Genomic DNA, 24524 nt, shown 5'->3' with positions numbered 1-24524 from the left:
CTCCCGGGCGCGCTCTTCACGAACTTGTCCAACAGTTGGACAAGTTGCGCGAGACCGCGCCCGGCGGGCTCATCGTCCCGGGCCGCGCATGCCGCCCGGAGGAGGTCCCGGGCGGACGTCCAGCTCCTGCCGCATGCGCCGCTGATCCGGCGTTTCCTTCGGCAGCTCCACGAAGCTGCACATCTCGCAGAGGCGGCTGTAGATGCGCTCACCCACGCGCTCGCGCAGCAGCTCCACGTCGCGGGCCGCGTTCTTCGCGTCCTCCGTGGTGCGGTAGCCGCTCGGCGCCGCGGTCCGGACGCTCTTGCGCTCCGGTTCCAGCGAGTAGTTCGTCGCGAAGAGGGTGGTGCGCCCCGCGTTGTAGCGCCGGGCGATCAGCTCATCGAGCGTCTCCATCTCGAACTGGCTGCCGCGGCCCTTGCCCAGCTCGTCGATGGCCAGCACCTCCACGTCCGACAGGGGGCCGATGATCTCCCCGCCGCTCTTGCCCTCCTGGAAGCCTCGCCGGATGGTGGCGTAGAGCAGGGAGATTTCCACGTAGCGCGCCTCCAGGCCCACCTCGAGCACCAGGTGCTTGAGCGTGGCGGCCAGCAGGTGCGTCTTCCCCGTGCCCACCGGGCCACTGAGGACGAAGCCCTTGTTCACCCCGCCCTTGTTGTAGTGGTGGGCGAAGTGCATCGCCAGGTTGCGGGCCCGGTCCTGCGCCTCGTTGAAGGCCCGGTAGTTCTCGAAGCTCGAGTGCGCCACCACGCCGGGCAGCCCCACCTGGTTGAAGTGATCCATGCGCTTCGCCCGATGCTGGCAGACGCACGGCACCAGCACCTCGTAGCGCTTGGGGCCCACCTTCGCGCTGAAGGTCTCCTCGCGCACCTCGTATGCGTACCCGCGTCCCTCACACAGCCCGCACCGGGCAGAGCACGTGCACACCCGTGCATGCGCCCGGTCTCCGCGCCGCTCGATGAGGTAGGTCCGCCCACCACACTCGCCACACACCTCGCCGCTCGCCTTGATGCCCATGTCCGCAGGCCATAGCAGAGCATCCTGACGCTCGTCAGCCTCCTACACGAACCTTCAGCCACCTACCGCTCTAGGACTCCATCAGCCCCAGCCGCCGGCGCACCACCGCCAGCAGCCGGAAGCGCCGCGCCAGCCGCCGCGCCCGGAAGGACATGTACTGCTGATCCATGTCCTCCCCCCGGGCCGTGCGCCACAGCTCCCGCCGCTCGGAGAAGGGCAGGGCGCGCAGCAGCATCAGCCCCACCAGCGTCTCCAGGGTTTCCATCCTCGCGAATTCGGTGGGCACCTCGTGCAGCACCGCCTCCAGCAGCCGGTGGACACGGGGGGCCAGCGCCGGCTCCCGCTCGGCCAGCCGCTCCAGCGAGGCCTGCAACTGGGCATGGCGCTGCTCCTCCCACGAGCGCATCCGGGCCGTGCGCCGGGTGCTCTCGGTGCCCGCGCCCGCCGTGCGCTCCCGGTGCTTCTTGATCTCCGCCTCCACCTGCTTGCGGCACGCCCGGAGGCTGCGCAGCACCGGCTCCCCGGGGCGCGCGTCCCACATCGCCTTCTCCGCCGAGCGGGCGATGCCTCGCGCCACCACCTCGAAGGGAACTCCCTGCTCGGCCCAGGACGTCAAAAGCTCCACGTCGAGCGCGGACAGCATCAATCCGCTGCCACGTATGGCGAGGAAGTAGTCCTGCACCAGCTCTTCGAAGCTGGCGCTCTCGGGCAGGAGGCTCATGTGGTGCTACATCTCCCTGGTGGGCAGCCGGACGTCCGGGCGCAAGGTTCCCCCTTACCAGGAGGGGCTGACAGCGCAACCCGCAGAACGCTTCGCGCACAGCCCTTCTGAAAACTTTCCGGCTGAGTCCAAGCAGCCCGGCATGCCCCCAAGGGGCTGTTGACCGGCCCCAACGCACCGCGCATAGTGCGCGCCTTCCAGATGGAAATTCCCGAAGAGTCCCGGACACTTGCCGAGCAGGCGAGGAGCCGGGCCGGAAGAACCCCGCAGAGGAACCCCATGCGCCGCACGCTCCTCCTCAGCCTTCTGCTCCTGGCCACGACGGCCAACGCGCAGGAAAAGAAAGCGCCGCGCGACGCCAACCTCGGCAAGAAGAGCTCCACTGCCGTGGTGGACAAGTCGCTCGCTGGCGATATCAGCCGCAAGAAGGAGAAGCAGGACAACGCGCCCGCCCTCCAATACGACCAGTTCCGTCTCGGCGTGGAAGGCCAGGTGGCCACCAAGCGCCGCGAGCAGATCGAGTCGCTCAAGAAGATCATCTCCCTCTCGGCGGACCAGAAGGAGCAGCCCGCGCTGCTCTTCCGCCTGGGCGAGCTGTACTGGGAGGAGTCGAAGTTCTACTTCTTCGAGGCCAACCGCAAGGACGACGAGCTCATCGAGGCGATGAACCGCGGTGACTCCGCGGCCCAGAATCGCGCCAAGGCGGGCAAGGCCGAGCTCCTCACCCGGCAGAAGCAGTACGGCAAGCTCGCGCTCGAGCAGTACACGAAGATCGTCCAGGGCTACCCGGACTTCGAGCGTTCGGACGAGGTGCTCTTCTTCCTCGGCACGTACCTGATGGAGGACGGTCAGGATCGCAAGGCGCTGGTGGCCTTCAAGCGCCTGGTGGAGAAGTTCCCGAAGTCCAAGTACATCCCCGACGCCTACCTGGCCTTCGGCGAGTACTACTTCAACAACTCGAAGGGCAAGCACGCGGACCTGGAGAAGGCGCTCGCCGCCTACAAGAAGGCCGCCGAGTTCCCCGAGAGCCAGGTGTACGCCTTCGCGCTCTACAAGCAGGGCTGGTGCCACTTCAACCTGGGCGACTACACCAGCGCCAAGGACAAGTGGAAGGCCGTGGTGCTCTACGGCGAGCTGGCCGGCGCGCAGGCCCTGGAGAAGGACGGCGCGGCCAACAAGAAGGGCAGCTCGCTGGCGCGCGAGGCGCGCACCGACTACGTCCGCGCCTACGCCCGTGAGGGTGACGTGACGCTGGCCCGCGAGGACTTCTCCAAGGTCGCCACCAACCCGGATGACCGCTTCGCGATGATGCGCACGCTCGCCAACATGTATTACGGCGAGGGCAAGGACCGCGAGGCCGCCATCACCTACAACAGCCTCATCAAGGAGAAGCCGCTCTCTCCCGAGGCTCCCGGCTTCCAGGGCCGCATCGTCGACATCGTCCTCCGCATGGGCAACAAGGAGCGCACCGTCACGCAGGTGCGCCGGCTCGTGAAGATCATGAAGGAGGTCGAGGGCTCCGGCGTCATCAAGGAGGAGAAGGACAAGAAGGCGCTCGCGGAGGCCAAGGATCTGGCCGAGCGCACCCTGTCCAACCTCGCCGTCACCTGGCACAACGAGGCGAAGAAGACGCGCGAGGAGGCCACGTTCGGCTACGCCGACATGATCTACTCGGACTACCTCACGCTCTTCCCGGAGAGCTCCAAGGCGTATGACCTGCGCTTCTTCTGGGCCGAGCTCCTCAACGACAACCTCCAGAAGTTCGACAAGGCCGCGGCCAACTACACGCTCGTCGTGTTGCAGGACGTGAAGCTGCTGGAGGCCAAGGACGAGCAGGGCAACCCCAAGCCCGGCAAGCCGGGCAAGTGGCTCAACAACGCCGCGTACAACGCCGTGCTCGCCTATGACGAGATGGTGAAGGACGCCGAGGCCAAGGGGATGTTCAAGGATGAGATCAGCAAGGACATCCGCAAGAAGTCCAACATCCCGCAGGGCAAGAAGGATCTGCTGGAGGCCTGCGAGCGCTACCTGAAGTACGTGCCCAAGGGCGACAAGAAGGTGGAGATCGCCTTCAAGGCGGCCAACATCTACTACCGCCACAACCACTTCGACGAGGCGGTGCTGCGCTTCAGCGAGATCGCGCTGGGCTCGCCCGAGTACAAGTTCGAGACCGGCGAGCGCGCCGCGGAGATCGCCGCCAACCTGATCCTCGACTCGTACAACCTGCTCGAGGACTGGGCGAAGGTGAACGAGTGGGCGCGCAAGTTCTACGCCAACGACAAGCTGGCCACCGGCAAGTTCCGCGACGAGCTCTCCAAGGTCATCGAGCAGTCCTCCTTCAAGCTGGTGAGCCAGCTCGAGGCCAAGAACCAGTTCGAGAAGGCGGCCGAGGCCTACCTGGCCTTCGTGGCGGACTTCCCGCAGACGGAGATCGCCGACGTGGCGCTCTTCAACGCCTCGGTGGACTACTACAAGGCGAAGATGCTGGATAAGGCCATCCAGGTCCGCCAGCGCATCATCGAGCAGTACCCGTCCTCGCGCTTCGTGCCGGAGTGCATCTACAACAACGCGGAGGCGCTGGAGGCCATCGGTGACTTCCTCGAGTCCGCGGACGTGTACGAGCAGTACGTGGACGGCTACGAGGCCAGCAAGAGTGGTGGCGCCGCGAAGCCGGCCCCCGCCCGCGCCAAGAAGGGCAAGGGCAAGGGCAAGGCCAAGGCCGTGGTGGTGTCCGACAAGCCCGGCGCTCCGCAGAAGTGGGAAGAGTCCAAGGCCCAGGTGGCGCTCTTCAACGCGGCCACCTACCGCGAGGGGCTCGGCCAGTTCAAGGATGCGCTGTCCCTGCGCGAGCGCTACCTGACGCTCTGGCCCAAGGCCAAGGACGCCGAGGACGTGTTCCTGGCCATCGTGGACCTGCACGAGAAGATGGGCAACTACGTCAAGGCCATGACGCAGCTGGAGGAGTACGAGCGCCAGTACATGCGCAGCCCCAGCAAGTTCCTCATGGCCGAGGGCCGCATCGTCGACATCTACGAGAACAAGCTGCGCCGTCCCAAGGATACCGAGCGCCTCTACAACCGCATCCTCGACTACTACGAGAAGCTGCCCAAGCGTCTGCAGACGTCGCTGGAGAAGTCGGCGCTGGAGCCGGTGGCCCGTGCCCAGTTCCGCAGCGTGGAGCCGGACTTCCAGTTCTACTCCCGCGTGAAGCTGTCCTGGGGCCGGCCGGCCAGCCCGGAGAAGTTCAAGGCCTCCATCAAGGACAAGAACGACTCGCGCGCGGTGGTGGAGAAGAAGTACGTGCAGACGGTGCAGATCGGCGCGGCCGAGCCCGGCATCTGCGCCCTGTACCGCCTGGGTCTCGTCTACGACAACTTCGCGGACAAGCTCATCAACGCGCCCATGCCCCCGGGCATCGACGAGGAGACGGAGGGCGCGCTGCGCGAGGAGTTCGGCAACAACGCCCAGCCGCTCAAGGAGAGCGCCGCCGAGGCCTTCGGCAACGCCGTGGCCAAGGCTCGTGAGCTGGACATCTTCAACAACTGCGCGGCCGAGAGCCTGAAGATGCTGCGCAACACCTACCGCCCGGATCAGTTCCCCACGATGGTCGAGGACAAGGTGGCCCTCTCCAAGGGCCGTGACCTGGTCATCGGTGGAGACATGCTCACCGCCATCCAGGACGTGCCGCCGCCCGTCGTCGAGACGGCCGCGGCCGAGCAGACGCAGACCCAGCAGGCCGCCGAGGACGTGTCGGATCTCGCCAAGCGGCTGCAGCAGCAGACGGCCACCCAGGTCGATGGTCCGTCCGCTCCCACCAAGGAGGGGACGCCCAAGAAGGCCGGGACGGACGAGCAGGAACCGGAGGACTTCCTCTAATGAATCGCCCCCCCATGATGCGCTCACTCCTCCTGGCCGCGCTCGCGGCGCTGTTCGCCGCGGGCTGCACGGGCACCAAGGCCGCCTCGGATACCGGCACCACCGGTGGCAAGACGAACCTCAAGCCCAACGAGCCGGTCCCCATCTCCAACCGCGCCAAGCTCCTCTTCGAGGACGCGCTCGGCGCGATGGAGGCCCAGAAGAAGGCCAACGCCTTCGACTACCCGTCGCTCGAGCGCAAGTTCAAGGCCGCGCTGGACGCGGACCCGAACGTGGCCGAGGCCGAGTACAACCTCGGTGTGCTCGCCGAGCGGCAGGGCAACACGCAGGATGCCGTCTCCCGCTACCAGGCGGCCCTCAAGAAGAAGCCCACCCTGCGCCAGGCCTCCGAGAACCTGGCGGTGATCGCCCAGAACGCCGGTGACGTCTCCGGCGCGGTGTCCCTCTACCAGGGCATCCTCAAGATCTACCCGGACGACGGCAACGCCCGCGCCCGTCTGGCGGAGATCTACCGGCAGACCGGTGACCAGGAGAAGGCCATGGAGCTGGCGCGCGCCGCCCTCATGCGCGAGCCCCAGTCCGTCACCGCCTACAAGGTGATGATGCGCAGCTACCTGGAGCGCAAGCAGCTGGCCATGGCCAAGCTGGTGGCCCTGCGCGCCATGAAGATCGACCAGAACGATCCCGAGCTGCACCACACCATCGGCCTCGTCCTCCTGCAGGAGGACAAGAAGGACGCGGCGCGCCTGTCCTTCAAGCGAGCCATCGAGGTCCGCGCCGACTACGTGCCCTCGCGCGTGCAGCTGGCGCAGATGGAGCTGGACTCGGAGGACTACCCCGGCGCCGAGGAGCACCTGCGCCGCATCCTCCAGGCCGACAGCAAGAACGCCGCCGCCCACCTCAACCTCGGCATCGCCTACAAGGGCCAGGGCCAGCTGGACAAGGCCATGCAGGAGTACGACGAGGCGGAGAAGCTCGACCCGAACATGGCCGCCGTCCACTTCAACCGCGCCGTCCTGCTGCACCGCCACAAGGGTGCTCCGGAGCGGGCCATCGAGCTGTACCGCAAGTACATCGCCATGTCCGGCGGTGAGGTGGCCCTCAACGCCGAGCACCCCATCTTCGGGCTGCTGCGCGAGGCCGAGACCATCGTCCAGGCCCAGCGCGAGGCCGTGGCCGCCGAGGAGCAGCAGAAGCAGCTCGAGGCGCTCCAGAAGCAGCAGCAGGAGGCGATGAAGGCCGAGGAGGCCAGGCAGGGTGGCGATGTCACCCCCGCCTCGGGCACCGGCGCCCCGGCCGAGGCCACCCCCGCCGGTGGCACGCCGCCTCCCGCCGCCAACACTCCGCCCGCCGACGGCCAGCCCGCCGCCGCGCCTCCGCAGAAGAATCCAGCCAAGGCGGAACCCGCCGAGCCGTCTGACGACATCTTCTAGGAGTGTGTGGCGAGGGTGGGGGGAATGATGCGAACCTTCGTCCGCTGGCGCCGGATTCCGGCGCTGGTGGACGTACTGCGGAACCCCGGAGAGGGAACCGCTCGGAGAAAGTCATGCGGAAGCTCCTGATGCTGTGCGTGGTACTCGCGGTGAGCCCGGCCGTTGCCCAGGACGAGGGAGAGAGCGCGCCTCGCCGGGAGGCGGGTGGGGGTGGCAAGGCCCAGAAGGGCGGCTCCCAGAGCATCGACTTCGAGGACGACACCATCGAGGGTGACCTCACCAAGCCCGACGGCGAGTACGTCGAGGCTCGCAGCAAGGTCCAGCACTCCAACCTGATCCGCATCCGCGAGGACTTCGAGGACAAGGTGATGCAGTCGGTGGGTGAGCTGTAGAAAAAAGCCGGGAACCCGCCACCGCACGCGTTGTCCTAGAGATCGCCGAAAGCCAACTGGGGAATTTCCATGCCCGTCCCTCTGACACTCAAGGTCTTCAAGGGTGAGACACTCGTCACCGCGAAGGACTTCGAGCGCGACATCATCAAGATCGGCCGTCTCGCCTCCGCACACCTGTGCCTGGAGGACGAGAAGGTCAGCCGCATTCACTCCGTCATCGAGGTAGCCGCCGACGGCAGCCTGTCGATCATCGACATGGGCAGCGTCGAGGGCACCTACGTCAACGGCAAGCGCGTCAACAAGGGTCAGCTGGCCTTCGGCGATGAGATCAAGGTCGGTGGCACCACCATCCGCCTGGAGAATCCCGCCGCCGTGGCCGCGGTGAACCTGGCGACCGCCGCGGCGAGCACCCCGCCGGCGCCGGCTCCGGTGGCCCCTGTCGCCGAGACCCCGCTGGCCGTGGGCCTGTCCCAGGCGGCGGTGTCCCCGGCCGCCGCGGCCGCCGTGACGCCCGCCCCCGTGCCGGTGGTGGTGCAGCAGCCGGTGGCCGCTCCCGCTCCGAAGGCCGTCGCGCAGCCGGTGGCGGCTCCCGTGGAGCACGCTCCCGCCGAGCCCGCTCCGCGCGTGCGCCGTGCCATCCGCAAGGGCAATGGTCCGCTCGGCCTGGGCCTCCACTTCATGTGGGGCGACCAGCGCGTGGGTGACTTCTTCCTCTCCCCGGGCCAGAAGCGCTCCTTCACCGTCGGCACCGCCAAGGGCGTCGACTTCATCATGGGTGACGCCAAGCTGGGCGGCGAGCGCTTCGAGGTGGTGCGCACCGACGGCCAGGGCTACACCGTGCTCTTCACCGGCAAGATGAAGGGCGAGCTCACCCGCAAGGGCGACACCTCGGACCTCAAGGCCGTCATCGAGTCCGGCAAGGCCACCCACGAGGGCGAGGCCTATGCGATCACCCTCAAGGAGGATGACTTCCTCTGGGTGGACCTGGGCGGCGTGACGCTGGAGGTTGCCTACGAGTCCGCCCCCAAGCGCGCCATCGCGGCGATGGGCGAGTCGATGGACTTCACCGTCATCAACATCTTCCTGGTGACGTTCTTCCTCGGCGCCATGTTCGTCATCGCCGCGGCCAACCACGCCGCTGCCGGTGACGAGTACGCGGACGAGCTGGCGGGCAACAACTCGCGCCTGGCCAAGCTCATCGTCAAGCCGCCCGAGACGCAGAAGAACAAGTTCCTCGAGAAGCTCAACCAGCAGAAGGCGGAGAAGCAGGCCGAGAAGGCCAAGGCGAAGAAGGACGATGGGGCCAAGAAGGAGGTCGTCAAGCAGACCAACCAGCCCTCGGCCCCCGCCAAGTCCGACAAGAAGGCGGCTGCCAAGAACATGGCGGCCAAGATCTTCGGCGGCAAGGGCGGCGCCTCCAGCCTCTTCGGCGGTGGTGGCCTCGGCGGTGACCTGAAGAGCGCCATGGGCGGCCTCGTCGGCAAGGGCAGCATGGTGGGCGGCCTCGGTGGTCTCGGTCTGAAGGGCGGCGGTGGAGGTGGCGGTGGCGGCGGTAGCGTCATCGGCATCGGCGCTGTTGGCACCAAGGGCCGCGGCGGCGGCATGGGTGGCTACGGCTCCGGCGTGGGCGGCCTGGGTGGCAAGCAGAGCGTGGACGTGGGCATCGCGGCCGAGGACGCCACGGTGAGCGGCTCGCTCGACAAGGAGCTCATCCGTCAGGTCATCCAGCGCAACAAGTCGCAGATCAAGTACTGCTACGAGAGCCTGCTCAACCGCTTCCCGAAGCTGGGCGGCAAGGTGTCCGTCCGCTTCATCATCGCCTCCGAGGGCAACGTCATCAGCTCTTCCGTGGCCCAGTCCACCGCGGGCAACTCCGAGCTGGAGCAGTGCGTGGCCGGCCGCGTCCGCACCTGGTCCTTCCCCAAGCCCAAGGGCGGCGGCTCGGTGACCGTCACCTATCCGTTCATCTTCAAGGCGGCCGGCGAGTAGCCTCCGCTGAGCAGTGAAAACATTCAGGTGGGCGGTTCCGCCAGGGCGGGGCCGCCCATCTGCTTTTTGGCACTGGCGTCCAGGCGCTGCTGGGCTAACGTCCGCCCCCGCATGAAAGCCTTCCGCCCCTTCGTCGTTTGCGCCGCACTGACCCTCCCCGCGCTCGCGCATGCGCAGGCCGCTGGTGACAGGCCAGCCGAGTCCTTCGAGGAGATCGAGCGCGGCATCTACTTCTCGGTGTTCGGTGGCCCGTTCTTCATCGTCAATCCGCCGTCCACCTCGGGCCCGCGGCCCTTCTCTCCCGGGCTGACGGCCCAGTTGGAGGTGGGCGTGGACATCGGCGAGCGCCTGTCACTGGGTGTCTTCGTGATGGGCGCCTCCAACCGGGCGGGCTCGGAGTACGTGGGCAACTCGGGAGGCGCTGCCTCTGGCGACTTCTCCATGCTGGTGCCCGGCGCGGTGGCGCGCTTCCACCTGGTGGGTCTGGCCGATGCCCAGGAGGTCCAGCGTACGTGGATCTACATCCGCGGCGGCGCCGGGTACGCCCTGTTCAGGCCGCAGCAACTCCTGCCGGACCCCGACATTCTGGTATTCGCCGGACCGGGACTGGAGTACTACACACGCCTTCGCCACTTCTCGGTAGGTATCGAGGTGACGGGCAGCTTCTTCGTCAGGTCTCAGTCATTCGGGTTCGCGGTGACGCCGAACCTTCGCTACGCGTTTTAGCGGGAGAAACACGTGCCTCAGGAGAATGGAAGCGGTGGACCGCGCGGTGGGCGTGGACCGGGCGGTGGGCCCGGCCAGGGGCCGCGCCGTGAGGGTCCGGGTGGTGGTTTCGGTGGTCGCGACGGGGGTTTCGGGGGTCGCGACGGAGGCCGCGGCGGCCGGGGCGATGGTCCCCGGGGTCGCGGGCGCGATCGTGCGGAAGGCCCCATCGGTCCGGGCCAGCGCGTCATCGCTGACTTGAGCACCCTGGAGAAGGCGCTGGGCAAGAGCGATTTCGCCGCCCAGAAGTCGCCGCTCGAGTCGATCGTCCGCTCGCTGCGCGCCATGCGGGTGAAGTCGCTCGAGGAGCTGGATCTCAACGTGCGTGGCCGGCTCATCACCACGCTGCTGCGCGTGCAGCGCCAGACGCGTCCGCCCCAGCCCGAGAGCCCGGCGGCGGGTGAGTCCGGAGCTGCTCCGGCCGCTCCCGAGGCGGGCGCCGAGGCCACTCCGGCTCCCGCGGAGGCCACCGGGGGTGAGGCCGCTGCTCCGGCGGAGGGCGCTGCCGCTCCCGCGGAGGCCGCCGCCACGCCCGCGGCTCCCGCCGCGGATCCGGCGAAGGAGAAGTTCCAGGCCTACGTGGACGTCATGTACCTGGTGGGCCGTGCCTGGCGCGCCGCTGGAGATCCGGATCGCGCCTCGGCGGCCTTCGCGCTGAGCGGCCGCGAGCCGCAGCCCGAGCGCGAGGAGCCCGCCGCTGCCCGTCCTCCCGCGGGAGAGCGCCGCGAGGGTGAGCGCGGTGAGCGTCGGGACCGGGGAGAGCGCCGCGAGGGACGTGAGCGTGGCGAGCGCCGTGAGGGCCGTGAGGGTGAGCGCCGGGAGCGTGGCGAGCGTCGTGAGCGTCCCGAGGGCGAGCGCCGGGAGCGTGGTGATCGCGAGCGTGGCGATCGCGAGCGCCGGCAGCCGCTGCCCGAGCTGACGGGTGACTGGCCGGAGCAGGCGAAGCAGCTCGAGGGCATGGGCCGTACCCGCGACGCGGCGCGCATGCACGAGCGCAACAACTCCTTCACCGAGGCCACCCGGCTCTTCGAGGCCGGTGGCGACGTGAAGAGCGCCCTGCGCAGCGCGCTGGCGGGCAAGGACAACGATGCTGCCCGCCGCCTCATGGGGACGATCCCCGCCGATCAGGTGCCTCAGGTGCTCGAGAAGGCGGGCGCCTACGAGCTGCTGATGGAGATCTTCATCGGCAAGGGTGACTTCGAGAACGTCGCCCGGCTGTACGAGCGGGCCCGTCAGTTCGATCAGGCGGGGCTCGCCTACGAGCGTGCCGGGAAGCTGGCGCTGGCGCGCAAGGCGTACGAGCGCACCCGCGACTTCGCGGCGGCCAACCGCGTCCGGGACCTGGAGGTGAAGGCCCTGGTCGAGCGCGGGGATCGGCTCGGTGCGGCCACCCTGCTGGTGAACGCCGGTCGTGGCAAGGAGGCCGTGGAGGTGCTCGGGACGCTGCCGCCTCCCAAGGCCTTCCACTTCCTCAACCGGCTGAAGCTGGCGGACGAGGCCAAGGCCCTGGCGCAGAAGGAACTCGCCCGCGCCGAGGCGGAGAACAAGCCCGCCGGCCGCGCCCGGTGGCTGGAGCTGCTCGGGGAGTCCGCCACCGCGGCGGCGCTCTACGAGGAGATCGGCCGCAAGGAGAAGGCCATGGTGCTCTACGAGCAGATTGGCCACCTGCCCAAGGCCGCCGCCCTGGCCGAGGAGCTCCAGCTGAGGGACAAGGCGACCGAGCTGTTCACCAAGCTCGGTGACAACGAGGGCGTGCAGCGTGCCCAGGCCCTGCCCGCTACTCCGCCGCCCAAGCGGCCCGCGGATGCCGCCGCGGCCGCCGAAGAGGCCGAAGAGACTGGCGCCGAGGGCGCGAAGGGTTCCGAGGGGAGCTCGTCCGCTCCGGCTGCAAACGAGCAAGAAAGCCAATAAATCTCGACAGTTGGCGGGATTTACGCAATTGCTGGGGGCGGTGAGCGGGCTGTAGAGTCCGCTCCCGCCCCTTTCTTTTGCGAGGCCCGCCCTTCATGGATCAGTCGAACCTCCGTCGACCCGCTGAGCGTGTCGCTTCCGACCGGCCCTTCGCCGAGGTCGAGGCTTCACTCGAGAAGGCTGGCCGCGTCGAGGACCTCATCCGTCTCTACGAGGGACGCGCACGAGAGACTCCGAACGCCGAGGCGGTTCGGGTGCTGGTGCGCGCCGGACAGCTTGCCTACGAGCGGTTGCGCAACCCCGGCCGCTCCGAGGAGTTGCTGCGGCGCGCGCTGCTGATCGCCGAGGATCCGCGGCCGGTGCTGCGCGGGCTGAAGACCGTCTACGAGGCGCGCCAGGACATGACCGGGCTCGTGGACGTGCTGGAGCGGCTCGGCGGCCTGAGCCACGGCGACGAGGCCGCGGCCTTCTTCATGAAGGCGGCCAACCTCCACGAGCAGAAGCTGTTCCGGAGGGATCGTGCGGTGCTGTGCCTGCAGCGGGCCGCGCGTGCGAAGCCGGAGCGCGCCACCTTCAAGCGCGCCCGTCAGCTCCTGATGTCCGAGGAGCGCTTCCAGCCCGTCTTCGAGTCGCTGGAGCGGGAGCGCGGTGCGCTCGGTGGCGAGGGCATGGTGGAGGAGTACGCCGCTTTCGCCGAGAGGCTGGTGGAGGATCCCACCGAGCACGTGCTCGCCCAGCAGGCGCTGGCCGTCGTGCGGGAGCTGGATCCGCAGAATGCCCGGGCGGAGAAGGCCACGCAGACGTTGCAGCGCTTCGAGCAGGCGTGGCGCGAGCGCGCGCGCATGCTGCGCGGCATGTCCCTGGAGGAGCGCGATCGCAAGAGCGCGGCGCGGCTGTCCCTCCTGGTGGCCAAGCTGCATGCCTGGTACGAGCCGGCCGCCGCGGACAAGGTGAAGGAGGCGCTGGATCGTTGCTTCCTGCTGTGGCCCGGCATGCCCGAGGCCCTCAACCTCATCGAGCGCGTGGCCGAGCGCAACGGTGACTTCGGGCCGGCGCAGAGCTGGTTCGAGACGATGGCGGGCGAGGCGCGCGAGCGCAATGCCCAGGTGGACCTGTGGCTGCGGCTGGGCACGCTGCGCCTCACCCGGCTCAACGACGTGGCCGGGGCGCTCGCCGCCTTCGAGAAGGCCACCAGCGTGGATCCGGCGCGCGCGGACGTGGCGAGCCTCGGCGCCGAGTTGATGCTGGAGCAGGGCCGGGGGGCGGACGCCCTCGCCCTGCTGGAGCGCTACCTCGGCACGGTGAAGGATCGCGTGACGCAGGTGGCCCTGCGGCTGCGGCTGGCGGACCTCTGCCTGCATCAGAAGGATGGAGACGCGGCGCGCGCGCACCTCGAGGCCGCGCTCAAGCTGGACCCGGCCAACGCGCTCGCGGCCTTCCAGCTGGCCCGTCTCCTGGCGGAGGAAGAGAACTTCGAGGCGATGGAGCCGCTGCTGGATCTGGCGCTGCTCGCCCCCCGTCCGCGCGCCGAGCGCGTGGCCTTCTGCGAGGGACTCGCGCTCCTCTACGAGGAGGCGGACAACGCGCGCGGTGCCTTCGAGGTGCTCGCCCGGGCCCTGGCACTGGAGCCCGGCCGTCCCATGCTGCTGGACTCCGTGATGGAGCAGGCGGGCAAGGCCCACGCGGAGCCCGCCCTGGCGGTGGCGCTGCGCCGGGCGGCCGTGGTCGCGCCTCCCGAGTCGGCCCTCTCGCTCTGGCGGCACCTCGCGCAGCTGCTCCAGGGAACGCTGGCGGATCCCGCGGGGGCCGAGGCGGCCTGGCGGGAGGTGCTCGCGCGTGCTCCGGGTGACAGCACCGCGCAGGAAGCGGTGAAGGCGCTCCGGGCCGCCGCCGCGCTCGCGGATGACCCCAAGGCACGCCTGGAAGCGGAGATCTCCCGGCGCGAGGCCACCGGCGTGGCTCCGTCCGAGCTGGAGCCGATGGTGCGCGAGCTGGTGAAGCTCTCTCCGGAGGATCCGGGCCCCGTGCGGCGCCTGCAGGCGGTGTGCGTGGCGCTGTCGAAGTTCGAGGAGGCCGCGGCGCTGGCTGGCAAGCTGGCGAAGCTGGCCGAGACGCAGGTGGAGCGCAGCGACTGGGCGGCGCGCCAGGCCCGTCTGTACGCCGAGCGCCTGAACCGTCCGCAGGACGCGGTGGGCATCTTCCTCCAGCTGCTCGCGGAGAACGTCGCCACGGGCGTGGTGCTGGGCGGGCTCGAGCGGCTCTCGGCGGCCGGTGTTCGCACGGCGGAGATCTCCGAGGCGCTGGCCGGCCACTACGGCCGCGCGGGTGATCATCAGCGCCAGGTGTCCGCGTTGCTGCAGCAGCTCGAGGCCACGAAGGAGGTGGCGCTGCGGCAGCGGCTGGCCGGTCAGATCGCCAACATCCAGGAGAAGCAGCTGGCCGACGGCCGTGCCGCCTTCGACCTGCGCGTGAAGACCCTGCGCGAGGCTCCCGCGGACGAGGTGAGCCGCGCGGAGGCGGCGCGTCTGGCGCATGACCTGTCCTCCCACGCGGAGCTGGTGCGCGTGCTGCGGGCGCTGGCTACCGAGGCGGAGGTGCCCGCGCTCGCGGTGCAGCTGCTCTCCGAGGCGGCGACGCTGGCCGAGCAGTCCGGGGCGCTCCCGGAGGCGATTGGCTCGCTGGAGACGGCGCTGCAGCGGCAGCCCGAGTCTCCCGAGGTGCTCGGCCGGTTGATCAACCTGTACGGCAAGGCGGGGCGCGCGGCGGACGCGGATGCCCTGCTGCGCAAGCGGATCGCCACGGCCACGAAGGCGGAGAAGATCGAGCTGCAGCTGCAGCTCGTGGAGCTCAACGCCGGCCTGGGCCGGCCGCAGCAGGCCGCCGAGGCCCTCCAGGCCGCCATCCACTCCGGCGCGGACGAGGTGCGTCACCTGCCTCGCCTGGCCGAGCTGTACGAGAAGGCCGGACGCAACCGGGAGCTGGGCGAGGTGCTCGCACGGCAGATCGCGCTCGCGGAGGACGCGGGTGACCTGGATCGCGTGGCGCGTCTGACGCTCAAGCGCTCGCAGGTGCTGCAGGACTCGTCGGGCGACCGCACCGACGTGGTGCGCAGCTTCGCGGACATCCTCCGCCAGCGCCCCTCCGACGTGGACGCCCGTGCCGCGCTCGAGGGGATGCTCGGCTCCGGCAACGCCCGCGAGGAGGCGGCGCGTGCCCTCATTCCCGCCTACGAGGCCACGAAGGACCACCGCAAGCTGGTGGCCGCGCTGGACGTGCTCGCCGAGGTGGCGCGGGATGACGCGTCCCGGGTGCTGGTGCTCCGTCAGGCCGCGCAGGTGCACCTGACGCAGCTGCGCCAGCCGGAGCTGGCCTTCGCCTCGCTCGCCCGGGCCCTGCGCCTGGCGCCGGGGGACATGCCCCTGCGCGCCGCCGCTCGCCAGGCCGCCGAGGACGCGGACTCGCTGGACGCCTACGCGGAAATCATCATCGAGCTGACCGAGGAGGGCAGCGTGGGTCCCGCCCGGGCGGGGCTGCTGCGCGAGCTGGCCGAGGTCCAGGAGAAGAAGCTCGACGATCGCGACGCCGCGTTGAAGTCGCTCCGGGCCCTGCTGGCGCTGGAGCCGGGCAATCTCGACTGCCTGCGCTCGTTGCAGCGCCTGCACCGCGCGGGTGAGGAGTGGGCCGCGCTCGCCGAGGTGCTGGAGAAGCTCGCCGCCGCCGCGCCCGAGGTGGCCGAGCAGCTCGCGTACCTGCGCGAGGCCGCCCTGCTGCACGAGTCGAAGCTGAGCGACAAGGAGAGCGCCGCCGCCGCATGGCGCGCCATCGCCGAGCGGGATCCGCTCCAGCGCGAGGCCGCCGTCGCCCTGGACCGGCTCTACGCGGAGCCAGGCCGCGAGAAGGATCTGGCGTGGGCGCTCGGCCTGCGGCGGACGCAGGAGGGGCAGAGCCCGCAGGGCCGCGAGGTCTCCTTCCGCCTCGCCGAGCTGAAGCGCACGCGGCTGGATGACCCCAACGGCGCGCTCCAGCTCTACCAGGGCATCCTCTCCGAGGATCCGGGCCACCCCGGTGCCCGTTCCGCGCTCGAGGAGTGGGTGAAGGCCGCCGTGCCGATGAGCGCGGGGGCGCTGGAGGTGCTCGATCCCGTGCTCGCGCGGCTGGGCGATCACCAGCGCCGCGTGGCCCTGCGCGAGGCGCGCATGGCCTCCGCCCTCAGCGCGGAGAAGGTGCAGCTCGCCGCGGACATCCGCCGCATCTACGAGCAGGACATGCAGCAGCCGTCGCTTGCCTTCATGGCGGCGGTGAAGGCCTTCTCCCAGGGCCTGGATCGCGAGGGCCAGCAGCCGGATCTGGAGCGGCTCGCGCGCGAGACGGGCTCCTTCGAGATGCTCGCCGAGCTGTACGAAGAGGCCGCCCTGGACCTGCCCACGGGTGACCCCTCGGGGCTCGGCCTGCTGCGCCGGTCCGCGGAGCTGCGTGAGCAGCTCGGCCAGACGGAGGAGTCCGCCAGCGTCTGGAAGAAGATCCTCCAGGACGCGCCGCAGGATCGTCAGGCGCTCGAGGCCCTCTCGCGGCTGTACGAGCGGGGGCAGAACGCCAAGAGCCTCTCCGAGGTCTACGCCGCCCAGTCGGCGCTGGTGACGGACCCCGAGGCCCGGCGTGCCCTGCTGGTGAAGTCCGGTGAGGCCTACGCGGCCGCGGGTGATGACGCCAAGGCCATCGAGGCGTGGCGCTCGGCGCTGGCCATCCGCAGGGCGGCCGATGGACTGCTCGCGCTGGACAAGCTCTTCGCCAAGACGCGGCGCTTCGCGGAGCAGGCGGACGTGTTGGATCTGCTCGCCGAGCAGGCCACGGACGCCGAGTCCCGCCGCGGCTTCATCCTGCGCCGGGCCCAGTTGGTGGAGAAGGAGGGCAACCACGCCGAGGCGCTGACCGCGTATCGCGACCTGCTGGCGCTGACTCCGGGAGATCCGCAGTCCGTCGCGGGTCTGGAGCGCATGCTCCAGGTCGATGCGCAGCGGGTGGAGGCGGCGCGGCTGTTGGAGCCCGTCTACCGCGGGCTCAACGACACCCGGAAGCTGGTGGAGGTGCTGGAGCTGCTCCTGCCCGTCACGTCGCCCGCGCGGAAGTTGGAGCGCATCCAGGAGATCGCCACCCTGCGCGAGGCGCTGGGCCAGACGTCGCTCGCCTTCGCCGCGCGCCTGCGTGCCTTCAACGAGGCCCCGCAGGGTGACGGCGTGCGCGATGACCTGGAGCGGCTCGCGGCCGACTCCGGCTCCTTCGAGGAGGTGGCGGCGGCGTACGAGGATCAGCTCGAGCGCGGAGCCACCGAGCCCCTGGCGGGCGATCTGTGGCGGCGGCTCGCGGGCATCTACGACGGCCGCCTGAAGCGGTACGACCTGGCGGTGCGCGCGCTGGAGGAGGTCAGCCGGCGCGATCCGCAGAACAAGCAGGTGCTGGAGTCCATCGCGCGCGTGCACCGGCGGACCGGTGCGACCCGCGAGCTGGCGCTGGCGATGCGCCGGCAGGTGACGGCCGAGCCGTCCGTGCCCGCGCAGGTGAACCTGCTCTTCGAGCTGGCGCACCTCGCCGAGGAGACGCTCGCCGACAAGGCGCTCGCGGCGCAGACGTACCGGGACATCCTCGAGCGCCGGCCCGAGGACGCCAACGCGCTCAAGCTGCTGGGCCGCGTGCTGACGCAGATGGAGCGCTGGCCTGAGCTGGCGCAGCACATCGAGCGGGAGATCCAGCTCGCCGACGCGCGCAAGGCCCAGGAAGAGGGGAGCGAGCTGCGCGTGCGCCTGGGCCGCCTGAAGTTCAGCCGCCTGGATGATCCGCGCGGGGCGCTGGAGCTGTACCAGGACGTGCTCCGCCGCCGCGAGGGACACCCGGGCGCGGTGGGCGCGCTGGAGGAGATGGCGCGCTCGGAGAGCCCGCTGCGTGGCCAGGCGGCGCTGGCGCTGGAGCCGGTGTTCGCGTCGGTGGGCGACCACCTCAAGCAGGTGCAGATGTTGGAGTCGCGCGTCTCCGCCGAGCCGGTGCCCCAGGAGCGCGCGGCGCTGCTGCGCCGCATCGCGGAGACGTACGCGGGCCCGCTGGACAACGCGGAGATGGCCTTCCTGGCCGGCACGCGTGCGCTGCGGGACGCGGCGGACGATCCGCGCACGCTGGAGCTGTGCCTCTCGTTGGTGGACAAGGCGGGAGCGACCGAGGAGTTCGCGGCCATCCTCTCGGAGATTGCTCCGCGGGCGAGTGACGCGGCCCGTGCCGAGCTGTACCGGGCACTGGCCCGGTTGCAGGCGCGCCTGGGCGAGGACGACGAGGCGCTGGCCTCGTGGCGCAAGGTGTTGACGCTGCGGCCCACGGACACGGACGCGCTCGACAGCGTGGCGCGGTTGGTGGCCGATACGGGCACGCCGCAGGAGTTGCTGGAGGTGCTGCGCCGCCAGCTCGCGAGCGCCGAGGAGCCGGCCCGCCGCGCGTCGGTGCTGCTGCAGATCGCCGTGCTCCAGGAGGAGAAGCTGCAGGACGGGCTGGGCGCACTGGCCACCCTGCGGCGCCTGCTGGACGTGAAGCAGGACGACGCCGCCGCGCTGACGCGGATGGACGCCCTGTGCCAGAAGCTGGAGCGCTGGCCGGAGATGGCGGACGTGCTGGCCCGCCGCATCGCGCTCGTGACGCCCGAGGAGGGGCTGGAGCTGCGCTTCCGCCTCGCGGTGCTGCGCGAGACGAAGCTGCTGGACAAGGCGGGGGCACTGGCGCTCTACGGCGAGGTGCTCTCGCTGCAGCCCAACCATGCCGGAGCGGTGGGCCGGCTGGAGGCGCTGGTGAACCGTGAGCCGCAGAACCTGCTCGCGGTGGAGACGCTGCTGCGCGCCTTCCGGGCGAGCGGGGACGTGGGGCGGCTCGCGTCGGTCATCGAGACGCGGGTGGGCGTGTCGCCGGACGCGTTCGAGCGCAAGTCGCTGCTGAGCGAGCTGGCCACGTTGCGCGAGAGCCAGGGCGAGCCGGAGCTCACCTTCCTGGCGCTCTTCCGCGCCTTCAAGGAGGACCCGAACGACGGCGAGCTGCGGAAGCGGCTGGAGAGCGCCACGGACGCGGCCGGCTCGTACGACGAGCTGGTGGTGGCCTACGAGGAGTCGCTGCCGCGCGTGGCCGAGGCCCAGGACGCCTCGGACATGTGCCTCAAGCTGGGCCATCTGTTCGAGGCGCGTCTGCAGGAGCCCGAGCGCGCCGTCGTCTACTACGAGCGCGCGCGCACGCTGAACCCGGCGGCACAGCAGAAGGCGCTGGCCGCGCTGGATCGGCTGTACGTGGCGCTGGAGGCGTGGCCGGAGCTGTCCAACGTCCTGGAGGCGCTGGCCTCCACGGCGGAGGAGAAGGCGGACAAGGTCGGCTTCCTCTTCCGCCTGGGCCAGTTGGTCCAGGAGAAGCTGGACGGCATGGATCGCGCGGCCTCCGCGTTCGAGCAGGTGATGGCGCTGGAGCCGGGGCACCTGGCCTCGGCGCGGCTGCTGGAGACCATCTACGACTCGGCCGGCGCGCACGACAAGCTGTACAACATCCTCAAGCTGCAGTCCGAGCGTGTCACCGGCCCGGAGCGTGAGCGGGTCCTCACGCGCATGGCGCAGGTGTCCGCCGAGGGACTGGAGGACCTGGACCGCTCCATCGAGCTGTACCGCGAGCTGCTGGCGAAGAACCCCCGCAACGAGCAGGCGGTCACCGCGCTGGAGGCCCTCCTCGAGAAGTCCGGCCGGCACGAGGAGCTGCGCACGCTCCTGGCGGACCGCCTGTCGCAGACGTTGGATCCGCGCGAGGTGGTGCGGCTCAACGAGCGGTTGGGCCGGGTGCTGTACCGGCTGTTGAAGCAGCCCGAGGCGGCGGTGAGCTACCTCAAGGCCGCGCTGGACCGCGACGCGCGGCACCGGGGCGTGCTGGACACGCTGCGCGAGCTGTACGAGGAGACGGGGCAGGCGGAGGAGCTGGTGGGCATCCTGCGGCGGCTCGTTCCGCTGCAGGAGTCGGCCGAGGGCGTGAAGGCGCTGCGCCTGCGGCTGGCCGAGGTGCTCTCGGGCATGGGCCGCCGCGAGGAGGCCCTGGACGCGGCTCGCCGCGCGCTGGAGGTGGAGCCCCACGCGGTGGCGGACCTGGAGCGCGTGCATGCGCTCTTCGTCTCGCTGCGCGCGTACAACGACGCGGTGCGTGCGCTCGAGCTGAAGGTGCAGGTGCACCAGCAGGCCGAGGAGCGTGAGCAGGCGGTGGCCGCGTGGTTCGCGGTGGCGGACCTGTGGACGGGCGCGGGCAACAAGCCCGAGCTGGCCGGCGGCGCGCTGGAGAAGGTGTTGGAGCTGGATCCGGCCAACCCCACCGCGTACGCGCGCGTCTGCGAGCTGTACCGGACGCTCAACGATTGGCGTGCCTACGCGCAGGTGGTGGATCGCTACCTGCCGCACCTCGTCACGGAAGAGGAGAAGCTGGCCACCCTCAGGGAGTTGGCGAGGGTGCAGGAGCAGCGGCTCGGCCAGAAGGACGTGGCCTTCCTGGCGCTCTGCCGCGCGCTGCAGATCGACGCGTCGGACGACACGCTGCGCGAGGAAGTGGAGCGGCTCGCCGACGAGACGGGCTCTCACGAGGAGCTCGCCGCCGTCTACGAGGAGGTGGCGGATGCCCTGCCGCGGGGCCCGCTCGCCGAGCGCATGTACGCCACGCTGTCGCGCGTCCATGACCTGAAGCTGAACGATCCGCAGGCGGCAGAGGCGGCGCTGCGGAAGATCCTCGAGTTCGACCCGACGAACGCCACGGCGCTCGATGGGCTCGCGGGGATGTTCCAGCGCCGGGGCCGTGAGCGCGAGTACGTGGTCGCGCTGGAGCAGAAGCTCGAGGCCGCCGGTTCCATCGAGGCGCGCAAGGGAATCCTCCGGGAGATCGCCCGCGTCTTCGAGGAGCAGGGAGACCCCGACGAGGCCGCGAGCGCGCTGCTGCGCTCGTTGGACCTGGAGCCGGACGCGGAGACGCTCGCGGTGCTCACCGAGCTGTACCGCCGCCAGAAGGCGTGGCGCGAGGTGGCCTCCACGCTGCTCCGGGCGCGTGACCTGGCGGCGACGGTGGAGGAGCGGGCGCGCATCCAGGTGGAGGTGGCGAACGTCTACGAGCGCGACATCGGCGACGACGAGGCGGCGGTGGTCGCCTTCCGCCAGGCGCTCGAGTTCGAGCCGTACAACCTCCAGGCGCTGGAGTCGCTGGAGCGGCTGCACACGAAGCTGGATCAGCCGGCGGAGCTGCTCGCCATCTACGAGCGCATGCTCGAGGTGGTCAGCGACTACCGCGAGCGCGTGCGGGTGATGTTCCGCTGCGCGAGCATCTGGGAGGACAAGTACCAGAACCCGGCCAACGCGGACGCCTTCATCGAGGGCGTGCTGGCGATCGATCCGCAGAACCTGCAGGCCATCAAGACGCTCATCCGTCTGCGGCGCACGCAGGCGCGGTGGGAGGATCTGGTTGTCGCCTACGAGCGGCAGCTGCAGCTGGCCACGTCCACGCAGGAGCAGGCCGAGCTGTACGTGGAGATCGGCAACGTCTACCACCAGCAGCTCAAGCAGGTGGACCGGGCGGTGAACACGTACCATCACGCGTTGGGGATGGACCCCGGGTGCCGGCCCGCGCTGCACGCGCTCGGCAAGCTGTACGAGCGCAGCGGCAACTGGCCCTACGCCCTGGAGATGCTGCAGCAGGAAGCGCAGCTGGCGGGCGCCGCGCCCGACGCGGTGGAGCTGTACTTCCGCATGGGCAAGATGAACGAGGACATGCTGATGGACACGGGCAGCGCCCGTACGGCCTATCAGAACGCCCTCTCCATCGACCCGGGCCACCTGCCCAGCATCCGCGCCCTCAAGGGCATCCAGGAACAGGAGAAGGACTGGGGCGGCTACGAGCAGACGCTGCTCCAGGAGGCGCAGCAGACCGAGGACGCGGAGGCCAAGGCGCGCTCGCTGCTCGAGGTGGCGCGCTACAACGCCGAGACGAAGGGTGATCCGGATACGGCCACGGCCTACTACGAGGAGACCCTCAAGTACGCCCCGGATAGCTTGGAGGCAGCGCGTCCGCTCTCGGACGTCTACAGCGCGCGCGAGGACTGGGTGTCCGCCGAGCAGATGCTCGACATCGTCGTGCGCAAGATGGCGGAGAAGGCCATCGCGGAGAAGGACCAGGCGGTCGCCGCGGAGCTGTGCCGGCAGCTGTACCGGCTGGGCTACGTGGCGGACAAGCTGGGCAACCGCGACAAGGCGCTCGCCTCCTACAAGAAGGCGTACGACCTCGATGCCACCTTCCTGCCGGTGCTCGAGGGCTACGGCCACCTGCTCGTGCAGCACGCGAAGCGCTACGAGGACGCGCTGCGCATCTTCCAGACCATCCTCATCCACCACCGGGAAGAGCTCACCGACATGGAGGTGGTGGAGGTCTACTGGCAGCTCGGCGACATCCACGCGAAGCTGAACCAGTCCGATCGCGCGCAGAACCACTTCGAGAAGGCGTTGGCCGTGGATCCCAGCCACGAGGCGTCCCTGCGTGCGCTGGTGGCCCTGATGGACCAGGGTGGCCGCTGGGAGCGGGCCGCCGAGCTCCGCCAGCAGCTCGCCCAGGTGCTGGAAGGGGAGGCGAAGGTCCGGGTCTTCCTGGAGCTGGGCCAGCTCGCGCGCGAGAAGCTGAAGGATCCGTACCAGGCCATCGACGCGTACACCGGCGCGCTCAAGATCATGCCGGAGTCGCTCGAGGTGCTGGACGCGCTCTACGTGTTGCTGCGTGAGACGCGCCAGGGCCAGAAGGCCGCGGACATGCTGGATCGGATGCTGCGGCTGCCCGCGCTCAACGCCGAGCCCAACAAGGCCAAGCGGGTGTGGTTTGCGCTCGGCGAGTTGCGCCGGGACGAGCTGCGCGACGTGGACGGCGCGGCCGTGGCCTTCAACACGGCACTGGACCTGGACCACCGCTTCATCGAGGCCTTCAGCGCCCTCGAGGCGATGCTGGGCGGTGCGGGCAAGTGGAAGGCCCTGGAAGAGAACTACGCGAAGATGCTCGGGCGCATGCCGAAGACGCCCGACACGCACGGCGCGCGCATGGGGCTGTGGCGAGCGCTGGGAGACCTCTACCGCCAGGTGTTGAGGAACCAGGAGGGCGCGGTGGCGGCCTACGGCGTCGTCGCCAAGGGCCTGCCGGAGGACTCGCAGGCGCAGGAGATCTACGCCGAACTGGCCGCGGCCTCTCCGGGTAAGGAGGACGAGGCCGTCGCCGCGCTCCGCCGCGCCCTGCCCAACACGGCCGACCCGCGCAAGGTCGTCGCGCAGCTGGTGCGTCTGTCCGCGGTGCGCAAGGACTACGATGGCGCCTGGATGGCGGCTCAGGCGGCGGCGGGGTTGCTCGGCGAGGCGGGGGATGACGAGAAGGAGATCCTCACCAAGCTGGGGCCCTACGCGAAGCGCAAGGAAGTGGCCCAGCGGCCGCTGTCCGACCAGATGTGGCTGACGCACCTGCTGCACCCGAAGCTGCGGGGGCCGCTCACCGAGCTGATGGGGCTGCTCTTCGTGCAGCTGGGCCACCTGTACGCGGTGCCCCACCAGAACTACCAGATCGTCCCGAAGAAGCACCGGATCGACCTGGCGAGCGCGCAGGAGTACCACGTGCAGCACTACCGGTACGTGGCGCGCCTGTTCGGCCTGGACGCGGTGGAGCTGTACTCGCCGCACCTGGTGGTCCGCCGCGAGAACATGGCGAAGCGCTCCAACGATCCGGCGCCGGATCCGCTCGTCAACGTGGAGGTGCTGCAGACGCACCCGGCCTGCGTGCGCGCGGGTGGGCGCTTCTTCGCGGAGCAGGGGCAGCGCGAGGCCTACTACCTGCTGGGGCGGACGCTCGCCCTGGTGCGTCCGGAGCTGGCCATGAGCCAGCGGCTGGTCCCGGAGCGGCTCGAGGCCGTGGTGCAGGCCGCGCTGAGTCTGGTGGTGCCCAATCTGCGCTTCACGGTGGATCCGCGGATGGTGGACGCCGAGCGCCGGGTGCTGGAGAAGGCCTTCAGCGAGCCGGGCCGCGCGGCCCTGGCCAAGGTGGCGCGTGTCTACCTGCCCACAGCCACGCCGGCGGATGTGCGTCAGTACCTCGAGGGCGCGGAGCTGACGGCCTCGCGTGCCGGCCTCTTCGCGGCGGGCGAGTGCGAGCCCGTCAAGCGCATGGTGATGGGGGAGACCGGCTCGGCCTTCCGGGTCTCTCCGAAGGCGAAGTTGAAGGAGCTGCTGCTGTTCGCCACGTCCGACGAGCTCCGCGAGCTGCGTGTAGCGGTAGGTACGGACGTGGAGGTACAGGTGAGGAAGTAGATGAGCGGCTCGAAGGAGCGTGAGATCCAAAAGGGGGTCTCACGCGTTGAACCAGCAA

9 protein-coding genes are annotated in these 24524 nt (G+C 70.0%); 7 read left to right on the top strand and 2 right to left on the bottom strand.

What is annotated here, in order from left to right; all coding sequences use genetic code 11:
• Positions 1–69: 69 nt before the first annotated feature.
• Both BO221_RS43195 and BO221_RS43190 read right to left on the bottom strand, forming a co-directional pair.
• Positions 70–1017: an ATP-binding protein gene (locus BO221_RS43195; RefSeq protein WP_073566763.1), complete on the bottom strand. Its 948-nt coding sequence runs from the start codon at positions 1015–1017 to the stop codon at positions 70–72.
• Positions 1018–1087: 70 nt separating this feature from the next.
• A complete protein-coding gene (locus BO221_RS43190) occupies positions 1088–1738 on the bottom strand; it encodes a hypothetical protein (protein ID WP_073566762.1) in 651 nt (216 codons plus the stop codon).
• A gap of 279 nt (positions 1739–2017) precedes the next feature.
• Between BO221_RS43190 and BO221_RS43185 the strand changes: the two genes are divergently transcribed.
• The 7 genes from BO221_RS43185 (at position 2018) to BO221_RS43155 (ending at position 24466) form a co-directional block, all read left to right on the top strand.
• Positions 2018–5614 carry a tetratricopeptide repeat protein gene (locus tag BO221_RS43185; RefSeq protein WP_233166514.1) on the top strand — a complete coding sequence of 1199 codons (3597 nt, stop codon included), beginning with the start codon at positions 2018–2020 and terminating at the stop codon, positions 5612–5614.
• Positions 5615–5628: 14 nt separating this feature from the next.
• Positions 5629–7047: an adventurous gliding motility TPR repeat lipoprotein GltE gene (gene gltE, locus BO221_RS43180; protein ID WP_369866036.1), complete on the top strand. Its 1419-nt coding sequence runs from the start codon at positions 5629–5631 to the stop codon at positions 7045–7047.
• Positions 7048–7160: 113 nt separating this feature from the next.
• Entirely contained in the window at positions 7161–7439 is a 279-nt protein-coding gene (gene cglF, locus BO221_RS43175; protein WP_043389790.1) for an adventurous gliding motility protein CglF, read from the top strand.
• 69 nt (positions 7440–7508) lie between these two features.
• Positions 7509–9428 (top strand): adventurous gliding motility protein GltG, encoded by a 1920-nt coding sequence (gene gltG, locus BO221_RS43170; protein WP_073566760.1) that lies wholly within the window; start codon positions 7509–7511, stop codon positions 9426–9428.
• A gap of 111 nt (positions 9429–9539) precedes the next feature.
• The gene (gene cglE, locus BO221_RS43165) at positions 9540–10154 is read left to right on the top strand and encodes an adventurous gliding motility protein CglE (protein WP_073566759.1); all 615 of its coding nucleotides are present in this window, start codon (positions 9540–9542) and stop codon (positions 10152–10154) included.
• A 12-nt stretch (positions 10155–10166) separates the two neighbouring features.
• Entirely contained in the window at positions 10167–12104 is a 1938-nt protein-coding gene (locus BO221_RS43160; protein WP_073566758.1) for a lipopolysaccharide assembly protein LapB, read from the top strand.
• 95 nt (positions 12105–12199) lie between these two features.
• Positions 12200–24466 carry a tetratricopeptide repeat protein gene (locus BO221_RS43155; protein ID WP_073566757.1) on the top strand — a complete coding sequence of 4089 codons (12267 nt, stop codon included), beginning with the start codon at positions 12200–12202 and terminating at the stop codon, positions 24464–24466.
• Positions 24467–24524: the final 58 nt, after the last annotated feature.

The organism is Archangium sp. Cb G35, assembly GCF_001896145.1.
Taxonomy (GTDB): Bacteria; Myxococcota; Myxococcia; order Myxococcales; family Myxococcaceae; genus Archangium; species Archangium violaceum.
Note: the sequence above shows the minus strand (reverse complement) of the source record. Positions and strands in the feature narration are given on the sequence as shown.